The following is a 23261-nucleotide window of genomic DNA, read 5'->3' on the forward strand; positions in this document are numbered from 1 at the left end:
CCTCCCCGGTTCGACGTCACGTCTCCCGCACTCCAGGACGGCCACCACGGAACCACGGTGGCGTGAGAAGTCCCACGGCGGCGCGCCGCGGGGCAGATGGAACCGGCCGGTCGCACACCGTCGTGGTAGTCGTACGGCGTTCTCGTGGTGTTGCTCGTGGTGCTCCACGATTGTGTCCGTCCCGTCCGCCACACGAGTGTGAAGTACACACGCCTGTCACCGACCCCACAGAGGTGGCGTGCACGTGGACATGGGGGAAACGCTTGCTCAGCTCACCGCGGACCACCCGCACCGGCACGGCCGACTCCGTCGAGCGGGTGCCGGTGGCGGTGCACACCTCGGACCCGATCCTGCGCGAGGGAGTACTCAGCCAGCTCCGCCCGTACCCGGACGTCGAGTTGCGCGAGGAGAGCGGCTCGGGCCCCGACACGGTGGCACTGCTCGTCGACGACGTGCTCGACGAGGCCACGCTGACCCGGCTGCGCCGGCTGGTGCGCAGCGAAGGCGCCCGCGCGGTGCTCGTGGTGCGCTCCCTGCGGGAGGCCGAGCTGCTGGACGTGATCGAGTGCGGGGTGGGCGCCATCGTGTGGCGCCACGAGGCCACCGCCCACCGTCTGCTGCAGGCCGTGCTCGCGGCCGCGCGCGGCGACGGCGATCTGCCCGCCGATCTGCTCGGCCGGCTCATCAGCCAGGTGGGCTCGCTGCACCGCAACGCGTCCGGTCGGCCCGGCGCCCCCGCATCGGGTCTGACACCGCGCGAGGTGGACGTGTTGCGGCTGATCGCCGACGGATTCGACACCGGGGAGATCGCGAGCAAGCTGTCCTACTCCGAACGCACCGTCAAAAACGTCATGCACGGGCTGACCACCCGACTGCACCTGCGCAACCGGGCGCATGCGGTGGCACATGCCCTGCGGGAAGGCTACATCTGACCGGACGGGCAATCGGGACCGGCCCCGCGGGCAGTCCGCTCTGCCCCGCCGCCGTCCCCGCCGCGCCTGCGGTGGCGAACCGGGGGCGGGGAGGATCGGACCGGGCGGCAACGGTCTTCACCATCACGGAAGAAGGCTGGAAAGGACGCCTTCACGGCCATGCGACAAGAGTGACGGGCGGAGCCGGGCACGGCAGGGCGGGAGCACGACGGTGATCCACGAAGTGGACGAGGTCCTCAAGACCCTGCTCTCCGGCGGCGCCCTCGCCGGATCCGGCATCGACGTCGCCTTCGACGCGCCCACCCGCGACTGGGCCGCCCGCCGCAACGCGCCCACCATCAACGCCTACTTGTACGACATCCGGGAGGACGTCAACCGCCGCCAGCGCGGACACGTCCCCGTGGTCGACGAACGGGACGTGATCGTCAAGCGCCGCCAGCCCCCGCGCTGGTTCCGGCTGTCGTACCTGGTGACGGCCTGGACGAAGCAGCCCCAGGACGAACACCGGCTGCTGTCGGCCGTGCTGGCCACGCTGATCCCGCGCGAGCTGCTGCCGCCTTCCGAACTTCCCGGTGCGCTCGGGGCGTTGGGCATGACCGTGCCCGTGTCGGTGGCCGGCATCCAGACGGAGTCCCGCTCCCTGGCGGAGATCTGGTCCGCGCTCGGGGGTGAACTCAAGCCGTCCCTCGACCTGGTGATCACCGCCCCGTTCCCGGCCTACCCCGAGTACGACGCCGGGCCGCCGGTCACCGAGGGCGCGGCGGTCCGCGTGCGCACCCTGGACGGCACCGGTCCGGGACCGGAGGAGCGCGCGCACCGGCCGCGCCGGATCGCGGCCGCCCGGGACGCCCGGGACGCCCGGAAGACGGTCCGGCCTGGCCCGGGTACGGACGGTACGGCATGACCACGTGGACCCCGGCGCCGTACGACGTGACGGAGTCCGACCCGGCCGCCGCGCTCCTCGCCCGCCTCGCGGCGCTGCGCGACCGGGTCGCGCTGCTGGTGGACCACCGCGCCGCCGACGACCCCACGGCCACCGACCCGCTGCGCGGCCTCTACCTGTCGGAGGAGGCCGTACGGCATCTGCTGCTCCCGGTCGAGCCACCGCCGCTCCCCCTTCCCGCGCCGGACGAGGCACCCGAGGACCGTCTGGCCGCACTGGCGGCACGTCTCGGCCTCACCGAACTCGACGCCGGGCTGCTTCTCATCGCGCTCGCCCCCGATCTGGACCGCGCGTTCGAGCCGCTGTACGGGTACCTCAACGACGACGTCAGCCGACGGCGGGCCACCGTCGCCCTCGCCCTCGACCTGTGCGGTGTGCCCGTCCACTCGGCGGGGGCACGGGCCCGGCTGCATCCCGCCGCGCCGCTGTCCGCGCTGGGGCTGCTCACCGTGGAGGAGTCCGAACGCCCCTTCCTGAGCCGCTCGTTGCGGGTGCCCGACCGGCTGGTGGCCCATCTGCTCGGCGACGACACCCCCGACGCCGCACTCGCCGGACATCTCAGGCCGCTGCCCGCGCCACCGCCGTCCCACGGTGACGACGAGGAGTTCATCCGCTTCACGCACCGGCTGGCCGCCCGGCTCACGGCCGGGCCTGCGCTGACCGCCTACCTCCGTGAGGGCCACGAGGGCGACGGGCCGGCCTGTGTCGCCGCCGCGCTGCGCACGGCCGGTGTGTCCGCCCTGTGCTTCACCGGCCCCGGGGACCGGGTGCCCGACCTGCTGCGGGAAGCCCGGCTCAGCGGCCGGGCAGTGGTCGTCACCGGACTCCCGGACCAACCCGAGCCGCTCATCCGGGAGTTGGTCGCGGCCCTCGACGTGCCCGTGCTGATCACCGGGCGGAACCCGTACGACCCGCACTGGAGCGACCGCGATCCCCTCGTGCTGGAGGTGCCGCGGCACCGCACGGGGACGGTGCGCACCTGGTCGGCCGCGCTGGGCGAGGAGCCCGGCTTCGATCTGGCCGCCACGGTCGCCCCCTACCACCTGCCCGGCGACCGCGTCGCCCGCGCCGTCGAAGCCGCCCAGGGCCTTGCCGGCTTCGACGGCACCGCGCTCTCCCCCGCCCACCTGCGTCTCGCCGCCCGGCAGCAGTCCGCGTCGGGGCTGGAGCGGCACGCCCGCCGGATCCGTCCCGCCGTCGACTGGCAGGACCTGGTGCTGCCCGAGCGGCCCCTGACCCAGCTGCGGGAACTCGCCCTGCGCGCCCGCCATCGCGACCGTGTCCTCGGCGACTGGCGACTGAGCGCGGGCGGCGGCCGGGGCCGGGGCGTGCTCGGTCTGTTCGCGGGCGAGTCGGGCACCGGCAAGACCCTCTCCGCCGAGGTCGTCGCCGCCGAACTGGGCCTCGACCTCTATGTGGTTCAGCTGTCCTCCGTGGTGGACAAGTACGTCGGCGAGACGGAGAAGAACCTGGAGCGCATCTTCACCGAGGCCGACCGCACCGACGCCGTGCTCCTCTTCGACGAAGCGGACGCCGTGTTCGGCAAACGGTCCGAGGTGAAGGACTCGCACGACCGGTACGCCAACATGGAGAGCGCCTATCTGCTCCAGCGTCTGGAGTCCTTCGACGGCATCGCCCTGCTCACCACGAATCTGCGCGCCAACATCGACGAGGCGTTCACCCGGCGACTGGACCTGGTCGTCGACTTCCCGTTCCCGGACGCGGAACAGCGCCTGGCCCTGTGGCGGCACAGCCTGTCCCACGTGCCCCGCGCGGACGGCATCGACCCCGGTCCGGTGGCCGCCGACTTCGAGCTCTCGGGCGGCTCCATCCGCAGCGCCGTGGTGACCGCCGCCTACCTCGCCGCGGACCGCGCCGGCCCGGTCACCACGGCCGACCTCCTGGAGGGCGCCCGCCGCGAGTACCGCAAGGCGGGCCGCCTGCTGCCGGGCGAGGGCTCCTGGTAACGGCCCGGCCCAAGTCCTGCCGGACACGCAGGGGCACTAACCCTCCACCCGCCACTTCTGGTTCGGCGTTCCCGCGCACGTCCACAGCTGCAGCCTGGTCCCGTTGCCGGTCCCGTTGTCCAGCGCGTCGACGCACTTGTTCGCCTGCGGGTTCACCAGGTCACCGGCGGTGCTCAGCACGAACTGCTGCGCCGGGTTGCCACTGCACCGGGCCAGCTGGATCGCCGCCCCGTCGTCCTTGGAGCCCCAGGCCACATCCATGCACATGCCGAGCGAGCGCACGGTGCCGTCGCCGCGGAAGTCCCACTTCTGGTTGGCACTGCCTGCGCAGTCCCACAGCTGGAGGCGGGTGCCGTCCTTGCCCTTGCCGTTCTGTGCGCCGGTGACATCGATGCAGCGGTTGGACTGCTGCCCGATGATCAGTTGGCCCACGACCTCGGCCGGCGGCTTGGGCGTGGGCTTCGTCCTGCCCGACGTGGTGCCTGCGCTGCCCGACCCCGATGAAGTCGAGCCGTGGGAGCCGCCCGGCCCCGCCGGGTTCCCGGATCCGCCGGAGCCGCTCGGCTTCTCGCTCCCGCCCCCGCCCTGCGCCGGTGCCGACGGCTCCGGTGCCGCCTGGCTCAGCAGGGGACTGGGGGCCGGGCTGGGGGCGAGGGTGGTGCCGGCTTCGGCGACCTTCTCCGTGGCGCCGGAGTTGACGTTGGGTTTGTAGGCGATCCACAGCATCACGAAGGTGACCGCGAGAGCGGTGAGGACCCCGAAGAAGGTCGCCAGCCAGCGGGGCAGGAAACCGCGCTGGAGGTACGTGCCCTCCACCGGCAGCGGATCGGCACCCGAGCGGAGCACCGACAGCGTGTACGGCCGCTGTTCCTTGCCCCCGAACCAGATGATCCTGCGCGGCTTCAGCGTCGCCTTCACGAACGCCGCCCGCCCCGGCTCGATCTGCACACTGCCCGGACGGATCTCGTACGACAGCTGATCACCACTGTCACTGCCACCGACCGACGCCGTCAGCCTCGTATTGCCCAGATTGTCCACCGCCAGCCGCGGACGCCCCCGAAACCGGCCCTTCACCGTCGGCGGCACGAGCTCCGCCCGCACCTCCGTGAACGGCGTGATGGTGAGATTGCCCTCCGGGACCGTCGTCGCCTCCGGATGCTCCGTCGGCGTGATCCGCACCGCATACGGATTCGGCCCCGCCACCGCATCCGACGACCGCGGCGGCGCAAACGTCAGCTCCACCGTCCCCGTCGTACCCGGATACAACCGCAACGACCGCGGCTCCACCGACGTCCACGGCGCAACCGGCCCCACCGCCTCGAAGCGGTACTCATCCACCACATCACCGGTATTGCGCAACCGCAGCCGCACACGCGCACTGCCCCCGGGATCGACAGTCGCAGACGCAGGTTCCAGAGAAGTCCACAGTGTCATGTCACCAGCACCCGTCACACCGTGAACTTGACGGCTTCGAGCCACAGGGAGTTGTCGAGGGTGCCACCGAAGGTGAAGTTGGGGCGCGGCTGGGCGCACCCCTGGTCGCCCCAGCCGGAGTTGCGGACGTGCGCCGTCTGGCAGACCTGGCCGCTGCCGATGTTGATGACGAAGCCCAGCATGTAGGGGGCGTCCTTCTTCGTGCTGCCGATGTAGTTGTCCTCGCCGTCGGCGATGATGGCCGTCCACTGCGGTTCCCAACTGCCCTTGCCGTCCGTCGACTCGGGGTTGTGGACGAAGGCGTTGGCCGCCGAGCCGCCGGTTCCGGCCATGGCGATGTTGAGTGCCTTGATCGGTGTTTCCTGGCCCGTGGTACCGGCGATGGTGCCGTCGCAGACCGGCTTTTGCCAGCCCCGCCCGGTGACGAAGGCCCGGTAGCAGACGTGCCGTCCGGACGGATCGTTCCTGGCGAGGCGCCGCACCGCGGTGGCGGCGGTGTCCTGCGGCGGCTTCGCGGTCACGGTGGCCGTGGCCCCGCCCCCGCCGCCCGCGCCGGCGTCCGCACCGCCTGCCGCCCCCTTCGACTGCTCCGGCGCGGACGGCGGTGTGGCGGTGGGCTGCGGCGGTGGGGTCGCCGAGGCCGACGGGCTGGGGGCGAGGGTGGTGCCGGCTTCGGCGACCTTCTCCGTGGCGCCGGAGTTGACGTTGGGTTTGTAGGCGATCCACAGCATCACGAAGGTGACCGCGAGAGCGGTGAGGACCCCGAAGAAGGTCGCCAGCCAGCGGGGCAGGAAACCGCGCTGGAGGTACGTGCCCTCCACCGGCAGCGGATCGGCACCCGAGCGGAGCACCGACAGCGTGTACGGCCGCTGTTCCTTGCCCCCGAACCAGATGATCCTGCGCGGCTTCAGCGTCGCCTTCACGAACGCCGCCCGCCCCGGCTCGATCTGCACACTGCCCGGACGGATCTCGTACGACAGCTGATCACCACTGTCACTGCCACCGACCGACGCCGTCAGCCTCGTATTGCCCAGATTGTCCACCGCCAGCCGCGGACGCCCCCGAAACCGGCCCTTCACCGTCGGCGGCACGAGCTCCGCCCGCACCTCCGTGAACGGCGTGATGGTGAGATTGCCCTCCGGGACCGTCGTCGCCTCCGGATGCTCCGTCGGCGTGATCCGCACCGCATACGGATTCGGCCCCGCCACCGCATCCGACGACCGCGGCGGCGCAAACGTCAGCTCCACCGTCCCCGTCGTACCCGGATACAACCGCAACGACCGCGGCTCCACCGACGTCCACGGCGCAACCGGCCCCACCGCCTCGAAGCGGTACTCATCCACCACATCACCGGTATTGCGCAACCGCAGCCGCACACGCGCACTGCCCCCGGGATCGACAGTCGCAGACGCAGGTTCCAGAGAAGTCCACAGGCTCACGCCAAAACGCTAGACAAGTGCCGTGATCCTGTCGCAGGACTGCGGGCAGGGCTCGCTACCCGAATGTGCACCTCAACTGCCCCTGTGGGCCGCCGGACCGTACGCAGTGCCAAGTCTTCCCGCACGGTCACTAGGTGTGCCCCCGAGTCCCTTCCACCGCCCGCCTCCCCTGTCGTAGAGAGGAACGATGCCCACACCCAGGAGGCGGCGAGACTCCATGCACGCACATCAGGAACAGGACCGCGAACAGGCCCCCGGCAGGACGGGGCGCGCCGTACGGGGTGCCTCGGCGGATGCCCCCGCACACGCCCCGACCGCGGCAACACCGTTGACCCCGGGCCAGGTTCAGGCGCTGCAGCGGACGGCGGGCAACGCCGCGGTGGTCCAGCGCGTGGCACAGGAGTCGCACACCCACGACGCGAACTGCGGACATGGCCGGCCGGTGCAGCGCTCCGCCGTGCACGACGTCCTGCGGACGTCGGGCCAGCCCTTCACGGGCCCGCAGGCCGACCGGGTGTCGGCGCACTACGGCGGCGCGGACCTCTCCCATCTGAGGGTGCACACCGACTCCCTGGCCCAGGCTTCGGCCGCCGAGATCGGAGCCCGCGCCTACACCTCGGGGCATCACATCGTCCTGGGCGCGGACCACAGCGAGGAGGACGTCCGGCACGAGGTCTTCCACACCTTCCAGCAGGCGGCCGGACCCGTCTCCGGCAAGGACAACGGCGACGGGCTCAGGATCTCGGAGGACAGCTCCCGGGAGGAACAGGACGCCCGCGCGGCGGCCCGGACGCCGTCCGCGGCCCCGCCGGTGCAGCGGGTCGCCGACGACCGCGCGGATGCGGCACGACAGCGGCCGGGGACGACTCCGGTGCAGCGCATGTTCTCCGGCTTCGGCAGGAAGGCGAAGGCGGCGGCTCCCGCCGGGCCGCCCCAGGTGGACCTGAGGGTGGGGGACGAAACGATCCAGACGATCCATGAGCGCGGCTTCTACCGCTTCGTCACCCAGGAGGGCGGCACCGGGTTCATTCACGAACTGGCGGTGCACAACGGCACGGTCGACGCGGACCTCGTTCCGTACATCACGCGCTACCGCAACGGTGCCCTGACCCTGTACCGGGGTATTCCGCGCTGGCACCCGACCTGGCAACGGGTCACGGGCCAGGGTGAGATCCCGCCGCTCGGACAGGGTTTCTACCCCAGCTTCGACACACGGCAGACCTCCTTCATCCCCTTCGCGCCCACCGAGGTCGTCGCACGGTCCGCCGCGATCTCCGCGCGCGGCATGGGCGACGGCGACGAGGCCCAGTACGTGCAGGGCTACTCCCGGCAGATCGAACATCCGGTCGGCGCGCTCGTCAGTGTGCTGGTCCGGTCGAACCAGGACGTCGGCTTCTTCAACGCCACCGAGATCCAGGCGCGCGGTCCGCTGGACCTGACGAGGATGCAGATCATGGGCATGAGCACGGACGTCGACGAGGCGCTGACCGGCCAGGAGGGCAATCCCAGGGACGAACTGCGCAACCACCAGCCGCCCACCCCGACGGACGACGAAAAGAGCGCCTACATCAACCGGTTCGGCTCCCTGCGCGACTGATGCCTCCGCGGCCGGCCCGCGCTGCCCCTACGGGCAACGACGCTACCCCCGAGCGGGTCCCCGCGGCCGTTTCGCGGTGCATGCCGCGCGCGTGAGGGTGGAGGGCGTTCCTGTCTCGTACCCCGAGGAGAGCAGAGCATGCCGTCCTACCTGTCGCCCGGCGTCTACGTCGAGGAGGTGGCCAGCGGCTCGCGTCCCATCGAGGGGGTGGGCACGTCGGTCGCCGCCTTCGTGGGGCTCGCGCCGACCGGCCCGCTCAACGAGCCCACCCTGGTGACCAACTGGAGCCAGTACGTGGCGGCCTTCGGTGAGTTCACCGACGGGTACTACCTCGCGCACTCGGTCTACGGCTTCTTCCAGAACGGCGGCACGGCGGCCTACGTCGTCCGCGTGGGCGGCTCCACCGAGGGCGCCCCTCTGGACGGCTCGGCCGGCCGGTCCCCCGCCGTGCCGGCCGAGTCCTCCGCCCCGGCGGCCCTGCCGGCGGCGGAGCCCCGGCAGCTGGGCACGTTCGCCGTGGCGGCCCTCGCCGCCGGCGGCAGCGGCCCGCTGAGCGTCGAGGTCACCGACCCGGAGGGCGAGGGCCCGGCCGAGCGGTTCCGGCTGGTCGTCAAGGACGGCGACAAGGCCGTGGAGACCTTCGACGTGACCGCCAAGAAGGGCGGCCGCAACTACGTCGTCACGCAGGTCAAGGAGCGCTCGAAGCTCATCACCGTGACCGAGGCGGCGCCGGCCGCGCAGCTGGCCCGCCCGGACAACCAGACGGTCGCCCTCGCGGCACCGGCCGCCGCCCCCGCCGTACCGGACGGTCCTGTCGGTGCCCCGCACCCGGGCCCGGCCCAGTACCTCGGCGACTCCGCCGACCGCACCGGCTTCGGCGGTCTGGAGGCCGTGGACGAGATCTCGATGGTCTCGGTGCCCGACCTGATGGCCGCCTATCAGCGCGGCGCGATCGACCTGGAGGCGGTCAAGGCGGTTCAGCTCGGCCTGATCGCGCACTGCGAGCTGATGGGCGACCGGGTTGCCGTCATCGACCCGCCGCCCGGCCTGAATGCCCGTCAGATACGTGTGTGGCGGCAGGAGACGGCCGGCTACGACTCCAAGTACGCGGCCCTGTACTACCCGTGGATCAAGACCTTCGACCCGAGCAGCGGTCAGACCCGGCTGGTCCCGCCGAGCGGTCACGTCGCCGGTATCTGGGCCCGCAACGACTCCGAGCGCGGTGTGCACAAGGCACCGGCCAACGAGGTCGTGCGCGGGGCGGTGGACCTGGAGATCCAGATCACCCGCGGCGAGCAGGATCTGCTCAACCCGATCGGCGTCAACTGCATCCGTGCCTTCCCCGGCCGCGGCATCCGCGTGTGGGGTGCCCGCACCCTCTCCTCCGACCCGGCCTGGCGCTACCTCAACATCCGCCGTTACTTCAACTACCTGGAGGAGTCGATCCTGATCGGCACCCAGTGGGTGGTGTTCGAGCCGAACGACCATGCCCTGTGGGCGCGTATCCGGCGCAATATCTCGGCGTTCCTGGTCAACGAGTGGCGCAGCGGCGCCCTGTTCGGACAGCGGCCCGAAGAGGCGTACTACGTCAAGTGCGACGAGGAGACCAACCCGCCCGAGTCGGTCGACGTCGGCCGGGTCGTGTGCGAGATCGGCATCGCGCCGGTCAAGCCCGCCGAGTTCGTGATCTTCCGGCTGGCGCAGTTCTCCAGCGGAAGCGGGGAGTTGGAGGAGTAGGCCGCACCGCCGCCCGCTCCCCCACCTCCGTCTTCACCACCCCAGTCGGACCTCGAAGGACCTAGAAGGACAGCGAACACATGAGTCTCCAGCCGGGTGACGCCCTCACCTCACACAATTTCGGCCTGCAGATCGACGGCGTGATGGTCGAGTATCTGGCCGAGGTCAGCGGCCTCAGCATCGAGCAGGACGTCATCACGTACCAGCAGAACACCCCCAACGGCCAGAACGTGGTCAAGAACCTGCCGGGTGTGAAGAAGAACGGCACCTGCACGGTCGTGCGCGGTATGACCCAGTCGGCCTCGTTCACCCAGTGGATCAACGAGTCCATCTCCGGGCAGATGACGACGGCACGCAAGAACGCCTCGATCATCATGATGGACTTCCAGAACAACCCGGTGAAGCGCTACCACCTGCGCAATGCCTGGTGCAGCAAGATCGACGCGAGCACGGTGAAGGCGGGTGAGGCAGCCGCCCTCACCGAGACCGTGACCATCGCGTTCGAAGAACTGGTCATCGAGTAATGCGGCGTTCGGCTGCCAGGGCCGGCGGCGCCGTCGCGTACCCCGGTGCACAGGTGCCGGGGGCGGAGGCGGGTGCGGGTGCGAATCCGGGGATGCCCGAGCCCGAGCCGCTGCCGGTCCCGGCACCGGCTGCCGCCGTCCCTCCCGTGCAGCAACAGGAGTCGCTGCGGACCGAGTTCCCCTTCCAGCTGCCGCGCGGGTACGTCGACGAGTCGGGCATCGTCCACCGGGACGGTGTGATGCGTCTGTCGACGGCGCGGGACGAACTCGTTCCGCTGCGTGATGTGCGGGTCCAGGAGAACCCGGCGTTCCTGTCGGTGGTGCTGCTGGGCCGGGTGATCACCCGGCTGGGCACGCTGCCCCTGGTCCACGACGGGATCGTGGAAAACATGTTCGCCTCCGACCTGGCGTTTCTGCAGGACTTCTACCGCCAGATCAACGCGGAGGGCCACACGAGGGCAGCCGTCCGCTGCCCGCACTGCTCGGAGCCCTTCGAGGTGGAACTCGGCGGGAGCCGCCTGGGGGAATCGTGACGTACGCGACCGACCGGCTGCACGAGGAGATCGCGTACGTCGCCTACCACTTCCACTGGAGCCTGGAGGAGATCCTGGACCTGGAACACCAGGACCGCCGCCGCTACACGGGCGAGATCGCGTCCCTGGTGACGCGGGCCGGGGCGGAGGGCTGAGCGGTGGGTTTCCTGGACCGGTTCCGCCGAGGGACCGACGCGGTGGAGGCAGCGGCCGACGGCGAGCCGTCACAGCCCGGGCCAGCTGATGGCCCCGCCCCTGCGGGCAGCCGCCCGGTGGTGCCCGCCTCCTGGCCCGGCCTGCCGCCGATCCAGCGTGCCCTGGCCTCCGGCCGGGCGGGGGTCGCGGACTCGGGTTTCGGCGGGCGGCTGCCGACGTGGCAGAACCCGTCGTTCATGGGTACGGAGTCCCACGCGATCCTGGACGGACGCTCGAGCGCACTCCTCGACGGCACGACCGGCCCGGCGACGGCACGCCCGGTTCCGGGCCTCGAACACCCGCCCGCCGGACTGCCGTTGGCGACTTCGGCTCCTCCGGTGCAGAGGGTGCCGGCGGTGCCGATACGGTTCCTGCCGCCGGGGGTGCCGGGGGCTGGGGCATCGGGGGCTGCGAGGCGGGGTTCTGCTTTCCCGGGGTCTGCTTTGCCGGGGTCTGCTTTGCCGGGGTCTGCTTTGCCGGGGTCTCGCGTGCAGGGTTCCGGGGTCCCGGGGGCGGTGATGCCCGGTGCTGTGGCGCCGGGTTCTGCGGTGAATGCCGCTGCCTTGCCCGGAGGGCCTGCTTCCGCGGCCGCGACGGCTCGACCTGGCGTGCCTCTCGCCCCTTCCGGGTCGGCACCGGTCCCCTCCGGGTCGGCACCGGTCCCCTCCGGGTCGGCACCGGTCACTTCCGGTACGGCCGGGGGTACGAGCGCCGCGTCGGCCTCTCCGGGCCCCGGCAACCGGGCGCCTTCGATCCAGCGGGCGGCGTCCAAGGCGCCTGTCGCGACCGCGCAAGCCGCCGCGATCAGCGGTTCGGGCCTCCCCGTGGTGACACCGCAACCGCCGTCCACCCCTTCGGTGAGCGCGCCCCTTCCCGTCTCCGGACTCCAGGTGACCCCGGTCCCGGCGAGCTCGCCCCCTCCCACGAGGTCCCTCACCAAGGCCCGGCCCGAGGCGAGGGCGGTACAGCGCCGAAGCCTTCCGGCGTCCCGCCGGATTTCCGCGGCTGAGACCGGGGCAGCCCTGCGCCAGGCTCCGGCACCGTCCCCGACGACCGGGAGAAATCACGCCGCGCCGACGGACAGCACCCCCGTGCACCCGGTTCCGGCCACCACCCACACCAGCGTGCAAAGGTCCACTTCAGGACCAAGCACCGAGCCGACCCATGCCAGTGCCAACTCCCCGGCTCCACAGGCCAATACGCCCCACCCCACCACCACACCCAAGACCGGGGCAGCACCGGGTGAGGCTCCGGCACCGTGCCCGACGACCGAGAGGAATCACGCCGCGCCGACGGACAGCACCCCCGTGCACCCGGTTCCGGCCACCACCCACACCAGCGTGCAAAGGTCCACTTCAGGACCAAGCACCGAGCCGACCCATGCCAGTGCCAACTCCCGGACTCCACAGGCCAACACGCCCCACCCCACCACCACACCCAAGACCGGGGCAGCACCGGGTGAGGCTCCGGCACCGTCCACGGCCAGCGGCCGGGACGTTGAGTCGGAGAGCACACCCCCGGACAGCACCCCCGTAGGCCCGGTTCCGGCCACCACCCACGCCAATGTGCAAAGGTCCCTGACCACCCCCGGCACCGAGCCGATCCGCGCCGGTGCCAACTCCCGCGCCCCGCAGATCAATACGCCCCACCCCACCACCACGCCCAAGACCGGGGCAGCACCGGGCGAGTCCCCCGGGCCCCCCACGGGCAGCACCGCCGCGAGCCCGGTTCCGGCCACCACCTACACCAACGTGCAAAGGTCCCTGACCACCCCCGGCATCCAGGCCCGCACCACCACCCCCACGCCGCCGCCCTCGGCTCCCACCCGCGGCGGCACCGCAACACCCGTGCAGAGGTCCACTTCCGGACCCGGCTCCGAGCCGGCCCCCGCCGACGCCGACTCCCCCGTGCCGCTGGCCAATAGGCCGCACCCCACGACCGCGCCGGTGACCGGGGCGACCCCGGACAACACCGCCCTGAGCCCGGCGCCGGCCACCACCCACACCACCGCCACGGCGCCACCGCCCGCGGCTCACACCCGTGGCGGCGCCGCAGCCGAAGGCACGACAGCCGCCGGCGCACCCATACAGAGGTCGACTTCCGGAGACGGTGCCAAGGCGACCCCCGCCCAGACCGACTTCCGGGCCCCGCAGGCCAATGCGCCCCATGCCACCACCACGCCTGAGGCACCCTCGGGGACCCGCACGCGCAGCGCCGAGGCCACCGGCGCGACACCACCCGGCGCACCCGTGCAACGGTCCGCCACCGCCTCCGCGCGCACCGGCTCCCAGCACCCACAGCCCGGCACGCCCCGTTCCGGAGCGGTCCCGGTCATGGGCTCCAGGGAGGAGCGGCACGGCGGAACGCCGAACCGTCCTGCGGCAACCCCGGCCCCGGGCCCGCTCGCCACGACCGCGGGTTCCAGCCCGGCGACACCCTCCGTCCAGCGCCGGCCGAGGCCCGGCGCCGTCGACGGCAGTCGTACGACGCCCACCACCGCCCCTCCGTCCCACTCGCCCGGCACCGCCTCCGCATCACCGGTGCCGGCACCGGCACCGGCACCGGCACCGGCACCGGCACCGGGTCACGGTCCACAGGCACCGAGCCCCACGCACGCTCCGCCGACCACACCGAGACCCGTGCCCACCAAGGCCGCCGACCCCACCACAGTCACCGGCTCGCACACCCCCACGCCGCCCGTCCAGCGAAGCACCACCTCCCGCCGCCCCCGTGCCGGTCTCGGTGCGCCCCTCTCCTCAGGCCCGGCCACCCCGGCTCCGGCGAGGACATCGGCGTACCCGGCCCCCCGGCCCGCCGTCCAGCGCGTCCCGGCCCCAGCCCCACTCCCGGCGTCGAGGAACCTGCCCGCCTCCGCCGGCACCTCGGCGCCCCGATTCCCCCTCGGCGCCCCGACGGCGAGCGCACCCGGCGACGCCACCCCCCTCCTCGACCCCTCACCCGCGACGCCCCCTGCACCCAGCCCCAGCGGCGGCCCACCCCTCCCGGTCGCCCCTCTCACCCCGTCACCGGCACCGACGTCCACCGGTCGGGAACTGCCCGTCGTCCAGCGGATCTGGAAGAAGACGACCCCGCAGAAGCCGCCGACCCAGAACCCCGCCACAGGCGCACTCGCCGCCGCCGCGGCAGCCACCGTCGCCGTCACCCTGCCCCGGCCACCGGCACAACCACAGGCACACGCACGACAGCAGGCACAGACACCGACACCACCCGTCACCCACCGTGCCGAGGCCCCGCCACCGTACGAACCGCCCCCGCCGGAATACGCGCCGATCCAGCCCGGCGCCTTCGACCCGAGGGAGCTCACCGACTTCCAGCTCGACGAACTCGTGCACCGGATCATCGGCCGCATCACCCGCCTGATCCGCACCGAACTGCGTCTCGACCGCGAACGGATCGGCAAGCTCCGCGACCCGCGCCACTGACCGACCAGGAACGACAGAAAGGCCCACCCGCGATGTCCCGCCAGGACCCGGGCTCCACCATCTGGTTCACCCTCAGCATCGACGGCGAGAGCCTCGGTTACTTCAACGGCTGCGAGGGGCTGTCGTCCCAGGTCGAGGTCGAGCACCGCCAGGAGGGCGGCAACAACGGCTTCGTCTGGCATCTGCCGACCCGTGTCACGTTCTCCACCATCCGGCTGACCCGCCCGCTCACCCCGGACACCGCCAAGGTCGCCAAGTGGATCTCGTCCGTGCAGACCGGTATCAAGCGGCCCACCGCACAGATCGCGGCACTGCGCGCCGACGGTTCGGAGGTGGCCCGATGGGGGCTGATCGACGTGCTGCCGGTGAGCTGGACCGGGCCCACCCTCGACCCCGCGAGCCCGGCGGTCGCGACCGAGGTGCTGGAGATCGCCCACCACGGGTTCACGGACTGAGGGGGAGCGTACGACCATGGCGAAGGGCAGCAAGGGCGGCGCCGGCAAGAGCCTCGTGCGCGCCACGCTCGCGATCCACGAACCCCCCGTCGGCGGCAGCACCACCCCCGGCGGGATCATCAAGACCTTCGGCTTCGACTTCAATCCGGCACAGCTGTCGCTGACCCGCCGGGCCGAGTGGAAGACCACCCCCGCCCAGATCGAACGGGACGGCTCGCTCCCGGAGTTCATGGGGTCACGGCCGCGTGAGATGAGCGTCGAGATCTTCCTGGACTCCTCCGACGAGCCGAGCAGCAACACCGTGCTGAAGAAGGTGGAGTCGCTGCTCGACTGCTGCGAGGTGACGACCAAGAGCATCGCCGCCAAGCAGCCCTCGCCGCCCTGGGTCGTCCTGCAGTGGGGGTCGTTCTCCACCGCCCGGTTCACCGCGTACATCAGCCAGGTGGAGGCCACGTACACGCTCTTCGGGACCACGGGCGTGCCCATCCGCGCCACGTGCCGACTCCAGCTGCACGAGATCCCGAGCAGGACCAAGGGGCAGAACCCGACATCGGGCGCGCTCACCGCGCAGCGCGTGCACCGGGTGGTCGCCGGTGACTCGCTGCAGTCGCTGGCCTGGCGCGAGTACGGCAGCGCGGCCGCGTGGCGGGCGATCGCCGAGGCCAACGGCATCGACGACCCCGCGCAGCTGCCGACGGGCGTCGAACTGGTGCTGCCCGCCGCCGAGGAGGTGCGTGGCTGATGGTGCGGTCCGCGTTCTCCAATGTGATCGATGTGAAGATCGGCGGCGCCAAGCTGCCTTCCGAGTTCGCCCGGGCCCTCGTCGACAGCTATGTCGACCAGGGCGTCGGCGTGCCGGCGGCGTTCCGGCTGACCTTCCGGGATCCGTACCGGCTGCTCCTCGGCAAGCTGGGCATCACCTTCGGCACCAAGGTGGTCCTCGCCCCGGTCGCCGACGGTCAGGGCGCCGCCGATCCACTGCTGACCGGTGAGGTCACCGGCCTGGAGGCCGACTACGACGGCACCGGCTCCTTCACCGTGATCCGCGGCTACGACTTCGGGCACCGCCTGCTGCGCCAGCGCCGGGTGGCCGCCTACCGCAATCAGAGCGCCTCCGACATCGCCCGCAAGCTCGCCGCCCAGGACGGGGTGCCGGTCGGGCGGATCGAGTCGACGAAGACGGTGTACGAGTTCATCAGCCAGTCCAACGTCACCGACTGGGACTTCCTCGCGCGGCTCGCCGACGAGAACGAGATGGTGATGTCGGTGGACGCGGACGGCAAGTTCCGGTTCGTGAAGCCGAAGTCGGCCTCCGGGGCGCCCTCACCGAACACCGACGGCGACAAGAGCCCGTTCGTGCTCCAGGCCGGTCACGACATCCTGCGGCTGCGTTCCGCCGTCACCGCCGCCGACCAGGTCGGCAAGGTGGAGGCGCGGGGCTGGGACGTGACGACCAAGAAGAAGCTCACCGCCGTCGCGCCCGCGACCGCCAACCCGGGCATCGGCATCGGCACCACCCCGGGCGCGGCGGCCGGGAAGTTCAAGGCGGCCAAGCTGGTGGAGACGGGCACGCCGTACGACAAGCAGAACGAGGTGAAGTTCGCCGCCGACGCCCTGGCCGACGACGTGACCTCGTCGTTCGCCGAGCTGGAGGTGGTCGCGCGCGGAAATCCCAGGCTGCGGCCGGGAGTTCCGGTGGCGCTGGCGGACGTCGGGGTGCCCTTCGAGGGCAAGTACACGGTCACCTCGGTGCGGCATGTGTTCGGCGACGGCACGCACTACGAGGCGTGGGTGACGGTCAGCGGACGCCAGTGGCGCTCGCTGTACGGGCTCGCCTCGGGCGGCGCGGACTCCTCGCCGCGGCTGCCCGGTGTGGCCAACGCGCTCGTCACGGACGTACAGGATCCGCTGAAGCAGGGGCGGGTGAAGCTGCAGTTCCCGTGGCTGGACGACACCTACGTCAGCGACTGGACGCGGACCGTGCAGATGGGCGGCAAGGGCGGCGGCGGGGTGTTCCCGATGGACGTCGGCGACGAGGTGCTGGTCGCCTTCGACCGGGGGGCGCTGGACCATCCGTTCGTCATCGGCGGGCTCTACAACGGGCGGGACAAGCCGACCGTGGTCAGCGACGTGCCGTTGCACGACGGCCTGAAGAAGCAGGCGACCCGGCACACCGTCGCGGACCGGCAGGGCAACCGCATGGACCTGCTCAGCCAGCAGACCGGGGCCCGCAAACAGGGTGTCCGGATCGCCTCCGGCAACAACAAGCTGGTCATCAATCTGGACCGGACGAAGACCGAGATCACCGTGGACAGCAAGGGCACGGTCAGCATCAAGGGCAGCCGTTCGGTGAGCGTGGAGGCGGGCACCGATCTGACGCTGAGCGCCCGGCGCAAGCTGACCATCAAGAGCGGCGGTCTGCTCGACATCGAGGGGCGGGGCATGGTGAACGTCAAGTCACTCACCGGCGCGGTCACCGTCGACGCGATGGGCGCCCTGAACCTGAAGGCGCTGGGTGCCGCGTCGCTCAGCGCGGGCGGAAGCGTGCAGGTCAACGCCATCGGCAACGTGGGCATCCGGGCCGTCACGGTGCCGATCATGGGCGTGCTGACCTCCAACGGGATGGCCGTGATGGTGGTGCCGGCATGAGCGGGCGACGGATCCCGGAGGAAAGGCAGGTGCGCGGCTGATGGCCGAGCAGTTCGTCGGGGCCGGCTGGTCCTTCCCGCTGCGCATCGGACCGACCGGCGGGATCGCGCTGGTCAGCGGGGAGCGGGAGATCGAGGAGGCGATCCGTCTCGTGCTGTCGACCGCGCCGGGCGAGCGGCCCATGCGGCCCGACTTCGGGTGCGCGATCCACGACCTGGTCTTCGCGCCGGTCAACGAGCAGACCGCGGGCCGTATCCAGCACGAGGTGTACGTCAGCCTGGACCGCTGGGAGCCGCGCATCGAGGTCGACGACGTCGAGGTCACGGCCGGCCCCGACCAGAGCGTCCTGCACATCGACGTCCGCTACTCGATCCGCGGCACCAACAACCCGCGCAGCCTGGTCTTCCCGTTCTACGTCATTCCGTCCCACGACGAGCCGGACGGCATCTCCCCGGCTCCGGAAAGCGACCGCTGATGGCCCTGCCCTCCCCCAACCTCGACGACCGCCGCTTCCAGCAGTTCGTCGACGACGCCAAGCGCTACATCCAGCAGCGCGCCCCGGAGTGGACCGACCACAACGTCTCCGACCCCGGCGTCACCCTTGTCGAGACGGTCGCCCACATGGCCGACCAGATCGTCTACCGGCTCAACCGGGTGCCGGAGAAGAACCATTTGGCGTTCCTGGACCTCGTCGGGATCACCCTGTTCCCGCCGTCGGCCGCCCGCACGGACGTGACGTTCTGGCTGTCGTCGCCCCAGGAGGAGCCCGTGGCGGTGCCGGTCGGCACCGAGGTGGCCACCCTGCGCACCGAGAGCGAGGAGGCGGTGGTCTTCGCCACCGAGCGTGAACTGACCGTCGTGCCGTGCGAATTGCGTCATCTGCTGGTGCAGCACCGGGGCGAGCCGGCCGTGGACCGCACCCATGACCTCGCCGAGGAGGACAAGGACCTGCTGTGCTTCGCCGAGTCACCCGACCCCGGCGACTGCATGCTGTTCGGCCTGACCGCCGCCGTACCGCACTGCGCGCTCGCCCTCGACCTGGACAGCCGGGTGGACGGTGTCGGCGTGGACCCGCGGCAGCCCCCGCTGGTGTGGGAGGCCTGGACCGCGGACGGCTGGCAGCCCTGCGAGGTCGACCGGGACGGCACGGGCGGCCTCAACCGCCCCGGCGAGGTCGTCCTGCACATCCCCGGCGGGCACGTCCTGTCCCGCAACGCGGGCCAGGAGGCGGGCTGGATCCGCTGCCGGGTCACCGAACCCCTCCCCGGCCAGCCCTTCTACACCACCTCCCCCACGGTCCGCGCGGCCGAGGCGTTCACCATCGGCGGCACCACGGCCGCCGTGCACGCCGACACGGTGTACGACGAGGCGCTCGGCGAGTCCTCCGGTCTGCCCGGGCAGCGGCTGCGGCTGGCGAACGCGCCCGTGGTCGGCGACGACCCGCCGGTGCTGCTGCAGACCGCCGAGCACGAGGGCTGGGTGGACTGGCGGGTCGTGCCGAACTTCGCGGCCTCCGGGCCGTACGACCGGCACCTCACCCTCGACGCCACGACCGGTGAGATCGCCTTCGGTCCAGCCGTGCGCGAACCGGACGGCTCGCTGCGCCAGTACGGCACGGTCGCCCCCAAGGGCGCGCCGATCCGTGCCCGCCGCTATCGCACCGGCGGCGGCCGGGCGGGCAATGTGGCCCGGGGCGCCGTCCAGATCCTGCGGACGTCCATCCCGTACGTCTCCGAGGTAGTCAACCGGGAGGCCGCGCGGGGCGGGGTGGACGGCGAGACGGTGGAGGAGGCGAAGGTCCGTGCGCCGATCACCCTGCGCGCCCAGGAACGGGCGGTGACCCTGCGGGACTACGAGGAGCTGGCCCGCCGTGCCGCCCCGGAGACCGCGCGCATCACCTGTCTGGAGGGCGAGGAGGGCGAGCACGGGGCCTACGCGGTACGGGTGCTGGTCGTGCCGCAGGCGGTCCCGGACCCGGGTGGCCGGCTCCGATTCGAGCAACTGGTGCCCGGCGACGCCCTGTTGGACCGCATCACCCGGTACCTGGACGAGCGGCGCCTGATCGGCACCCGGCTGGCCGTGGGACCGCCGTACTACCAGGGCGTGACGGTGGTGGCCACGGTGCACGCCTTCCGGGGCGTCGACACCGACCGGGTACGGCGGCAGGCGCACGACGCGCTCTACCGGCACCTCGATCCGCTCACCGGCGGCGCGGACGGCACCGGCTGGCCGTTCGGCCGGCCCGTGCAGTCCGGTGAGGTGTTCGCGGTGCTGCAGCGGGTGCCCGGTGTGGAACTGGTCGACGAGGTCGTGCTGCACCCCGCCGACCCGCTGACCGGCAAGCGCGGCGAGGCGACGGACCGTATCGACCTCTCCGCGCCGTCCCTGGTGTTCTCCTTCGACCATCGCGTCCGGGTGATCGGGGACGGCTCCTGATGAGAGGCTCCATCGACGGTCTCGACTCGTCCGCGCCGATCGGCGCGATGCTGCCCGCCGTCTTCGCCGACGACGACCTCGCGCAGCGTTTCGTCGGCGGGCTCGACGAGGTGATGGCGCCGATCCTGAGCGTCCTCGACTGCCTGGACACCTACTTCCGCCCGTCCCTCGCACCGGTCGACTTCGCCCAGTGGCTGGGCGGTTGGGTCGGTGCCGAGACCGACGGCACCGAGCCCGAGGAACTGCTGCGGGCCGCGGTCGCCGCCGCCGCGTATCTGCACCGGATCCGTGGCACCCGGCGCGGGCTGGCCGAGGCGGTGCGGCTCGCGTTCGGCGTCGCGCCGGAGATCAGTGAGAGCGGCGCCGCCGGCTGGAGCGCCCGCCCGCTCGGCCCGGTCCCCGGCGAAGCGCGCCCCCGGCTGCATGTGCACCTCCGGCTGCCCGACCCGACCCCGGCGGACCGGCACCGCCTGGACACCCTGGTGGCCGCCGCCCGCCCCGCCCATATGCCCTACACGGTCCAGGTGACCGCCACCGAGACCGCAGTGCCCGCCGAAAGGACTCCGGAGAGATGACGACCACCCAGAACTGCGCCGAATGCGGCACCCGCGCGGAACCGGGCCAGTCGTTCTGCGACGCCTGCGGAGCGGTACTCAGCTGGACGGACCGGGTGGGGGCGCCGGGGGCGTCTGCCGGGCGTGCCGGGGCGTCGGCCGGAGGGTCTGACGCTCCCGCGGCAGCGGCCGGTGGGACCGGGGCGGCTTCCGGCGATGGGCTGGAGGGCGCCGGACGGACGGGCTCGGCGGATGGACCCGCCGCGGCACCGGTGCACGCGACCTCCGCCGCTCACGCGTCCTCCCCGGCGTCCGCCACCGCATCCGGCGCCCCGGCCGGGGCGGGCCCCGCCTGGGACGCCTTCTCGCGGGCGGACGGCGGTGCGGGCCCGGCCCGTACGCAACGCGACCTGCTCGGCGCGGCCACGGAGCCGGTCCCCGCCCCGGAATCAGCGACCGCGGCCGTGGCAGACGCCGGCGAGTCCGCCACGCCCACTGCCGGCACCGTCCCCGCACCCGTTACCACGCCGGCGGTGGACGACACCGCCCCCACGGAACCGGTCCCGGCCACGGACCCGGCCACCGCGCCGGCCACCGGGGACACGGATGCCCTGTCCGACCGCGCCCGCCGGCTCCTGGTCCCCGTCGCCGACCCGGAACCCGCCCCCGCCGGGTCCCCTTCCGTCGCCCCGGTGCTGCCCGGCCGGCCGGTGGCGCAGCGGCCGCAGGCGGTGCGGGCCCCCGGCGAGGAACTCGGCACGGACGGCGGGACACCGTGTCCCTGGTGCGCGACGCGCAACCGGCCGGACCGGCACTACTGCGCCCGGTGCGCGATGCCCATGGCCGGCGAGGGGCCCACTCCGGGCCGGCTGCCGTGGTGGCGGCGGCTGCTCGGCTTCGGCAACCGCGAGACTCCCTGGGCGGGCGAGCGTCCCAGGCTGCGCCGTACCTTCGACCGGGTCCTGACGTGGCTGGGCGCGGCGCTCGTCCTGACGCTGCTGATCGTGCTGGTGGTCAACATTCCCAAGGGGGTCCAGGCGACGCGCGACCACTTCGCCAAGCGTGCCCCGGTGGCCCCGGACAGCGTGAAGGCTTCCCACTCCTACCCGGGCCACAAGCCCGAGCTGGCCTTCGACAAGCTCAACAACACATGGTGGGGACCGGGGGTTTCGGAGTCCGGCCAGGGTCAGTGGATCGAGGCACGCTTCGCCGAGCCGACACGGCTCCTGGACCTGATCATCACGCCGGGGGTCTCCACCCGCCCCGACCAGCTCGCGCAGTCGGCGCTCCCGCACCGTGTCGAGGCCCGTGTCACCACGGCCGACGGCAGGACCACGACCCGTGAACTCACCCTCGACCAGGGCGCGGGCGGCCAGCGCCGGGCGTTCCGCGTCGGCGAGGTCACCGCGGTCCGCTTCACCATCGAGTCGGCGTACCAGACCTCCGCGAGCAAGCAGGTGTCCATCGCGGAGATCGAGTTCTTCGGCCCGTCGAACGCAAGCTCGTCCTGACGGCACTCCCTGGGCAGAACGTCGGCCTGCTCCGGCTCGATATGAGGCGCGACACCTTGATGAACGAAACCGTTTCGTTCAGGATGGTGGGAGAGCCCCCGCCTCCAGCCGGGAGAAGACAGACATGGTCTCCGTACTCGTGGTCACCGACCAGTCCCTGCAGCGCCTCGCCCTGCGTACACTCCTGGCCGCCGAGCCCGGTCTGAGCGTCGTCGGGGAGGCGGCGAGCGGGGCCGAGGCGGTCCGGATGAGCGCCGCGCTCCGTCCCGACGTCGTCCTGGTGGACAGCCCGCTCTGCCGGGCGGACGGCATCGAGACGGTCCGGCGCATCGCACAGCCGCCCCGCCTCCCCCGGCCTCTCGAACCGGCGGAGGCGACAGCGCACGCTGCCCGTGTCCTGGTACTCACCCCCGCCGACCACGAGGAATACGCCTGTGCCGCCCTGCGTGCCGGAGCGGGCGGATTCCTCCTCGACGACGCCGACCCGGCCGAACTGACCGCGGCGGTCCGCGTCGTGGCCGCCGGGGACGCCGTCATCACTCCCGGTCTGACCCGCGCCCTGATCGACACCGTCCGGCATCAGCGCACCACCCACCCCCTGCGTGGGGCGTCCACGCTCGACACCCTCACCGCACGCGAACGCGACATCCTCGTCGCCGTCGCCTCCGGCTGGTCCAACGCCGAGATCGCCCAGTGGCTGTCCATCGCCCTCACCACCGTCAAAACCCACGTCAGCCACGTCCTCGCCAAGATCGGGGCCAGCGCCCGGGTCCAGGCCGTGGCCTTCGCCTACGAGTCGGGACTCATCCGGCCCGCGGCCTGAAGCGGTTCCTCGGCGGGGGTGAGGCCGAGGCCGGGCGCGCGAGGGTGGCCCGAGGCCCGGCGATCACCCGCCGACGCGGGTCGCCCCAC

19 protein-coding genes are annotated in these 23261 nt (G+C 72.3%); 17 read left to right on the top strand and 2 right to left on the bottom strand.

All coding sequences use genetic code 11. The features are described 5' to 3' along the window. Positions 1-263: 263 nt before the first annotated feature. The 3 genes from Q8A52_RS32020 to Q8A52_RS32030 all read left to right on the top strand — a co-directional run bounded on the left by Q8A52_RS32020 (position 264) and on the right by Q8A52_RS32030 (position 3842). Positions 264-932, top strand: a complete 669-nt coding sequence (locus Q8A52_RS32020) for a helix-turn-helix transcriptional regulator (protein ID WP_316757791.1) — start codon at positions 264-266, stop codon at positions 930-932. 211 nt (positions 933-1143) lie between these two features. Beyond that, positions 1144-1836 carry a DUF4255 domain-containing protein gene (locus Q8A52_RS32025; RefSeq protein WP_316757793.1) on the top strand — a complete coding sequence of 231 codons (693 nt, stop codon included), beginning with the start codon at positions 1144-1146 and terminating at the stop codon, positions 1834-1836. After that, entirely contained in the window at positions 1833-3842 is a 2010-nt protein-coding gene (locus Q8A52_RS32030; protein WP_316757795.1) for an ATP-binding protein, read from the top strand. Before Q8A52_RS32025 ends, Q8A52_RS32030 begins: the two co-directional genes overlap by 4 nt. 36 nt (positions 3843-3878) lie before the next feature. On the opposite strand, the gene Q8A52_RS32035 is transcribed toward Q8A52_RS32030, so the two are convergent. Together Q8A52_RS32035 and Q8A52_RS32040 are read right to left on the bottom strand one after the other, a co-directional pair. Next, entirely contained in the window at positions 3879-5276 is a 1398-nt protein-coding gene (locus Q8A52_RS32035; protein WP_316757797.1) for a ricin-type beta-trefoil lectin domain protein, read from the bottom strand. A gap of 14 nt (positions 5277-5290) precedes the next feature. Further along, positions 5291-6715, bottom strand: coding sequence for a hydrolase (locus tag Q8A52_RS32040; RefSeq protein ID WP_316757798.1), 1425 nt, complete (start codon positions 6713-6715; stop codon positions 5291-5293). Positions 6716-6932: 217 nt separating this feature from the next. On the opposite strand from Q8A52_RS32040, the gene Q8A52_RS32045 reads away from it, so the two are divergent. From Q8A52_RS32045 to Q8A52_RS32110, 14 genes are all read left to right on the top strand, one after another. Further along, a complete protein-coding gene (locus Q8A52_RS32045; RefSeq protein ID WP_316757800.1) occupies positions 6933-8312 on the top strand; it encodes an eCIS core domain-containing protein in 1380 nt (459 codons plus the stop codon). 138 nt (positions 8313-8450) lie between these two features. Continuing rightward, entirely contained in the window at positions 8451-10049 is a 1599-nt protein-coding gene (locus tag Q8A52_RS32050; RefSeq protein WP_316757802.1) for a phage tail sheath family protein, read from the top strand. 80 nt (positions 10050-10129) lie between these two features. After that, complete coding sequence (locus Q8A52_RS32055) at positions 10130-10573, top strand: phage tail protein (protein WP_316757804.1); 444 nt, start codon at positions 10130-10132, stop codon at positions 10571-10573. Next, positions 10573-11106, top strand: a complete 534-nt coding sequence (locus Q8A52_RS32060) for a hypothetical protein (protein ID WP_316757806.1) — start codon at positions 10573-10575, stop codon at positions 11104-11106. Before Q8A52_RS32055 ends, Q8A52_RS32060 begins: the two co-directional genes overlap by 1 nt. Then, positions 11103-11261, top strand: a complete 159-nt coding sequence (locus tag Q8A52_RS32065; RefSeq protein WP_316757808.1) for a DUF6760 family protein — start codon at positions 11103-11105, stop codon at positions 11259-11261. The genes Q8A52_RS32060 and Q8A52_RS32065 overlap by 4 nt, the downstream gene beginning before the upstream one ends. A 1605-nt stretch (positions 11262-12866) precedes the next feature. Then, complete coding sequence (locus Q8A52_RS32070) at positions 12867-14744, top strand: hypothetical protein (protein ID WP_316757810.1); 1878 nt, start codon at positions 12867-12869, stop codon at positions 14742-14744. Between the two features lie 32 nt (positions 14745-14776). After that, on the top strand, positions 14777-15199 hold the full coding sequence (locus Q8A52_RS32075; protein WP_009190918.1) for a phage tail protein: 423 nt from the start codon (positions 14777-14779) through the stop codon (positions 15197-15199). Between the two features lie 16 nt (positions 15200-15215). Beyond that, positions 15216-15941 carry a CIS tube protein gene (locus Q8A52_RS32080; RefSeq protein ID WP_316757814.1) on the top strand — a complete coding sequence of 242 codons (726 nt, stop codon included), beginning with the start codon at positions 15216-15218 and terminating at the stop codon, positions 15939-15941. Next, positions 15941-17848 carry a VgrG-related protein gene (locus tag Q8A52_RS32085; RefSeq protein WP_316757816.1) on the top strand — a complete coding sequence of 636 codons (1908 nt, stop codon included), beginning with the start codon at positions 15941-15943 and terminating at the stop codon, positions 17846-17848. The genes Q8A52_RS32080 and Q8A52_RS32085 overlap by 1 nt, the downstream gene beginning before the upstream one ends. Before the next feature lie 40 nt (positions 17849-17888). Next, positions 17889-18323 carry a GPW/gp25 family protein gene (locus Q8A52_RS32090; protein WP_316757818.1) on the top strand — a complete coding sequence of 145 codons (435 nt, stop codon included), beginning with the start codon at positions 17889-17891 and terminating at the stop codon, positions 18321-18323. Then, on the top strand, positions 18323-20284 hold the full coding sequence (locus Q8A52_RS32095) for a putative baseplate assembly protein (protein ID WP_316757820.1): 1962 nt from the start codon (positions 18323-18325) through the stop codon (positions 20282-20284). The genes Q8A52_RS32090 and Q8A52_RS32095 overlap by 1 nt, the downstream gene beginning before the upstream one ends. Next, the gene (locus tag Q8A52_RS32100; RefSeq protein ID WP_316757822.1) at positions 20284-20859 is read left to right on the top strand and encodes a phage tail protein; all 576 of its coding nucleotides are present in this window, start codon (positions 20284-20286) and stop codon (positions 20857-20859) included. Before Q8A52_RS32095 ends, Q8A52_RS32100 begins: the two co-directional genes overlap by 1 nt. Continuing rightward, a complete protein-coding gene (locus Q8A52_RS32105; protein ID WP_316757824.1) occupies positions 20856-22349 on the top strand; it encodes an NADase-type glycan-binding domain-containing protein in 1494 nt (497 codons plus the stop codon). The genes Q8A52_RS32100 and Q8A52_RS32105 overlap by 4 nt, the downstream gene beginning before the upstream one ends. Before the next feature lie 124 nt (positions 22350-22473). After that, positions 22474-23172 carry a response regulator transcription factor gene (locus Q8A52_RS32110; RefSeq protein WP_316757825.1) on the top strand — a complete coding sequence of 233 codons (699 nt, stop codon included), beginning with the start codon at positions 22474-22476 and terminating at the stop codon, positions 23170-23172. Positions 23173-23261: the final 89 nt, after the last annotated feature.

It is taken from the genome of Streptomyces herbicida (assembly GCF_032656585.1).
Classification (GTDB): Bacteria; Actinomycetota; Actinomycetes; order Streptomycetales; family Streptomycetaceae; genus Streptomyces; species Streptomyces herbicida.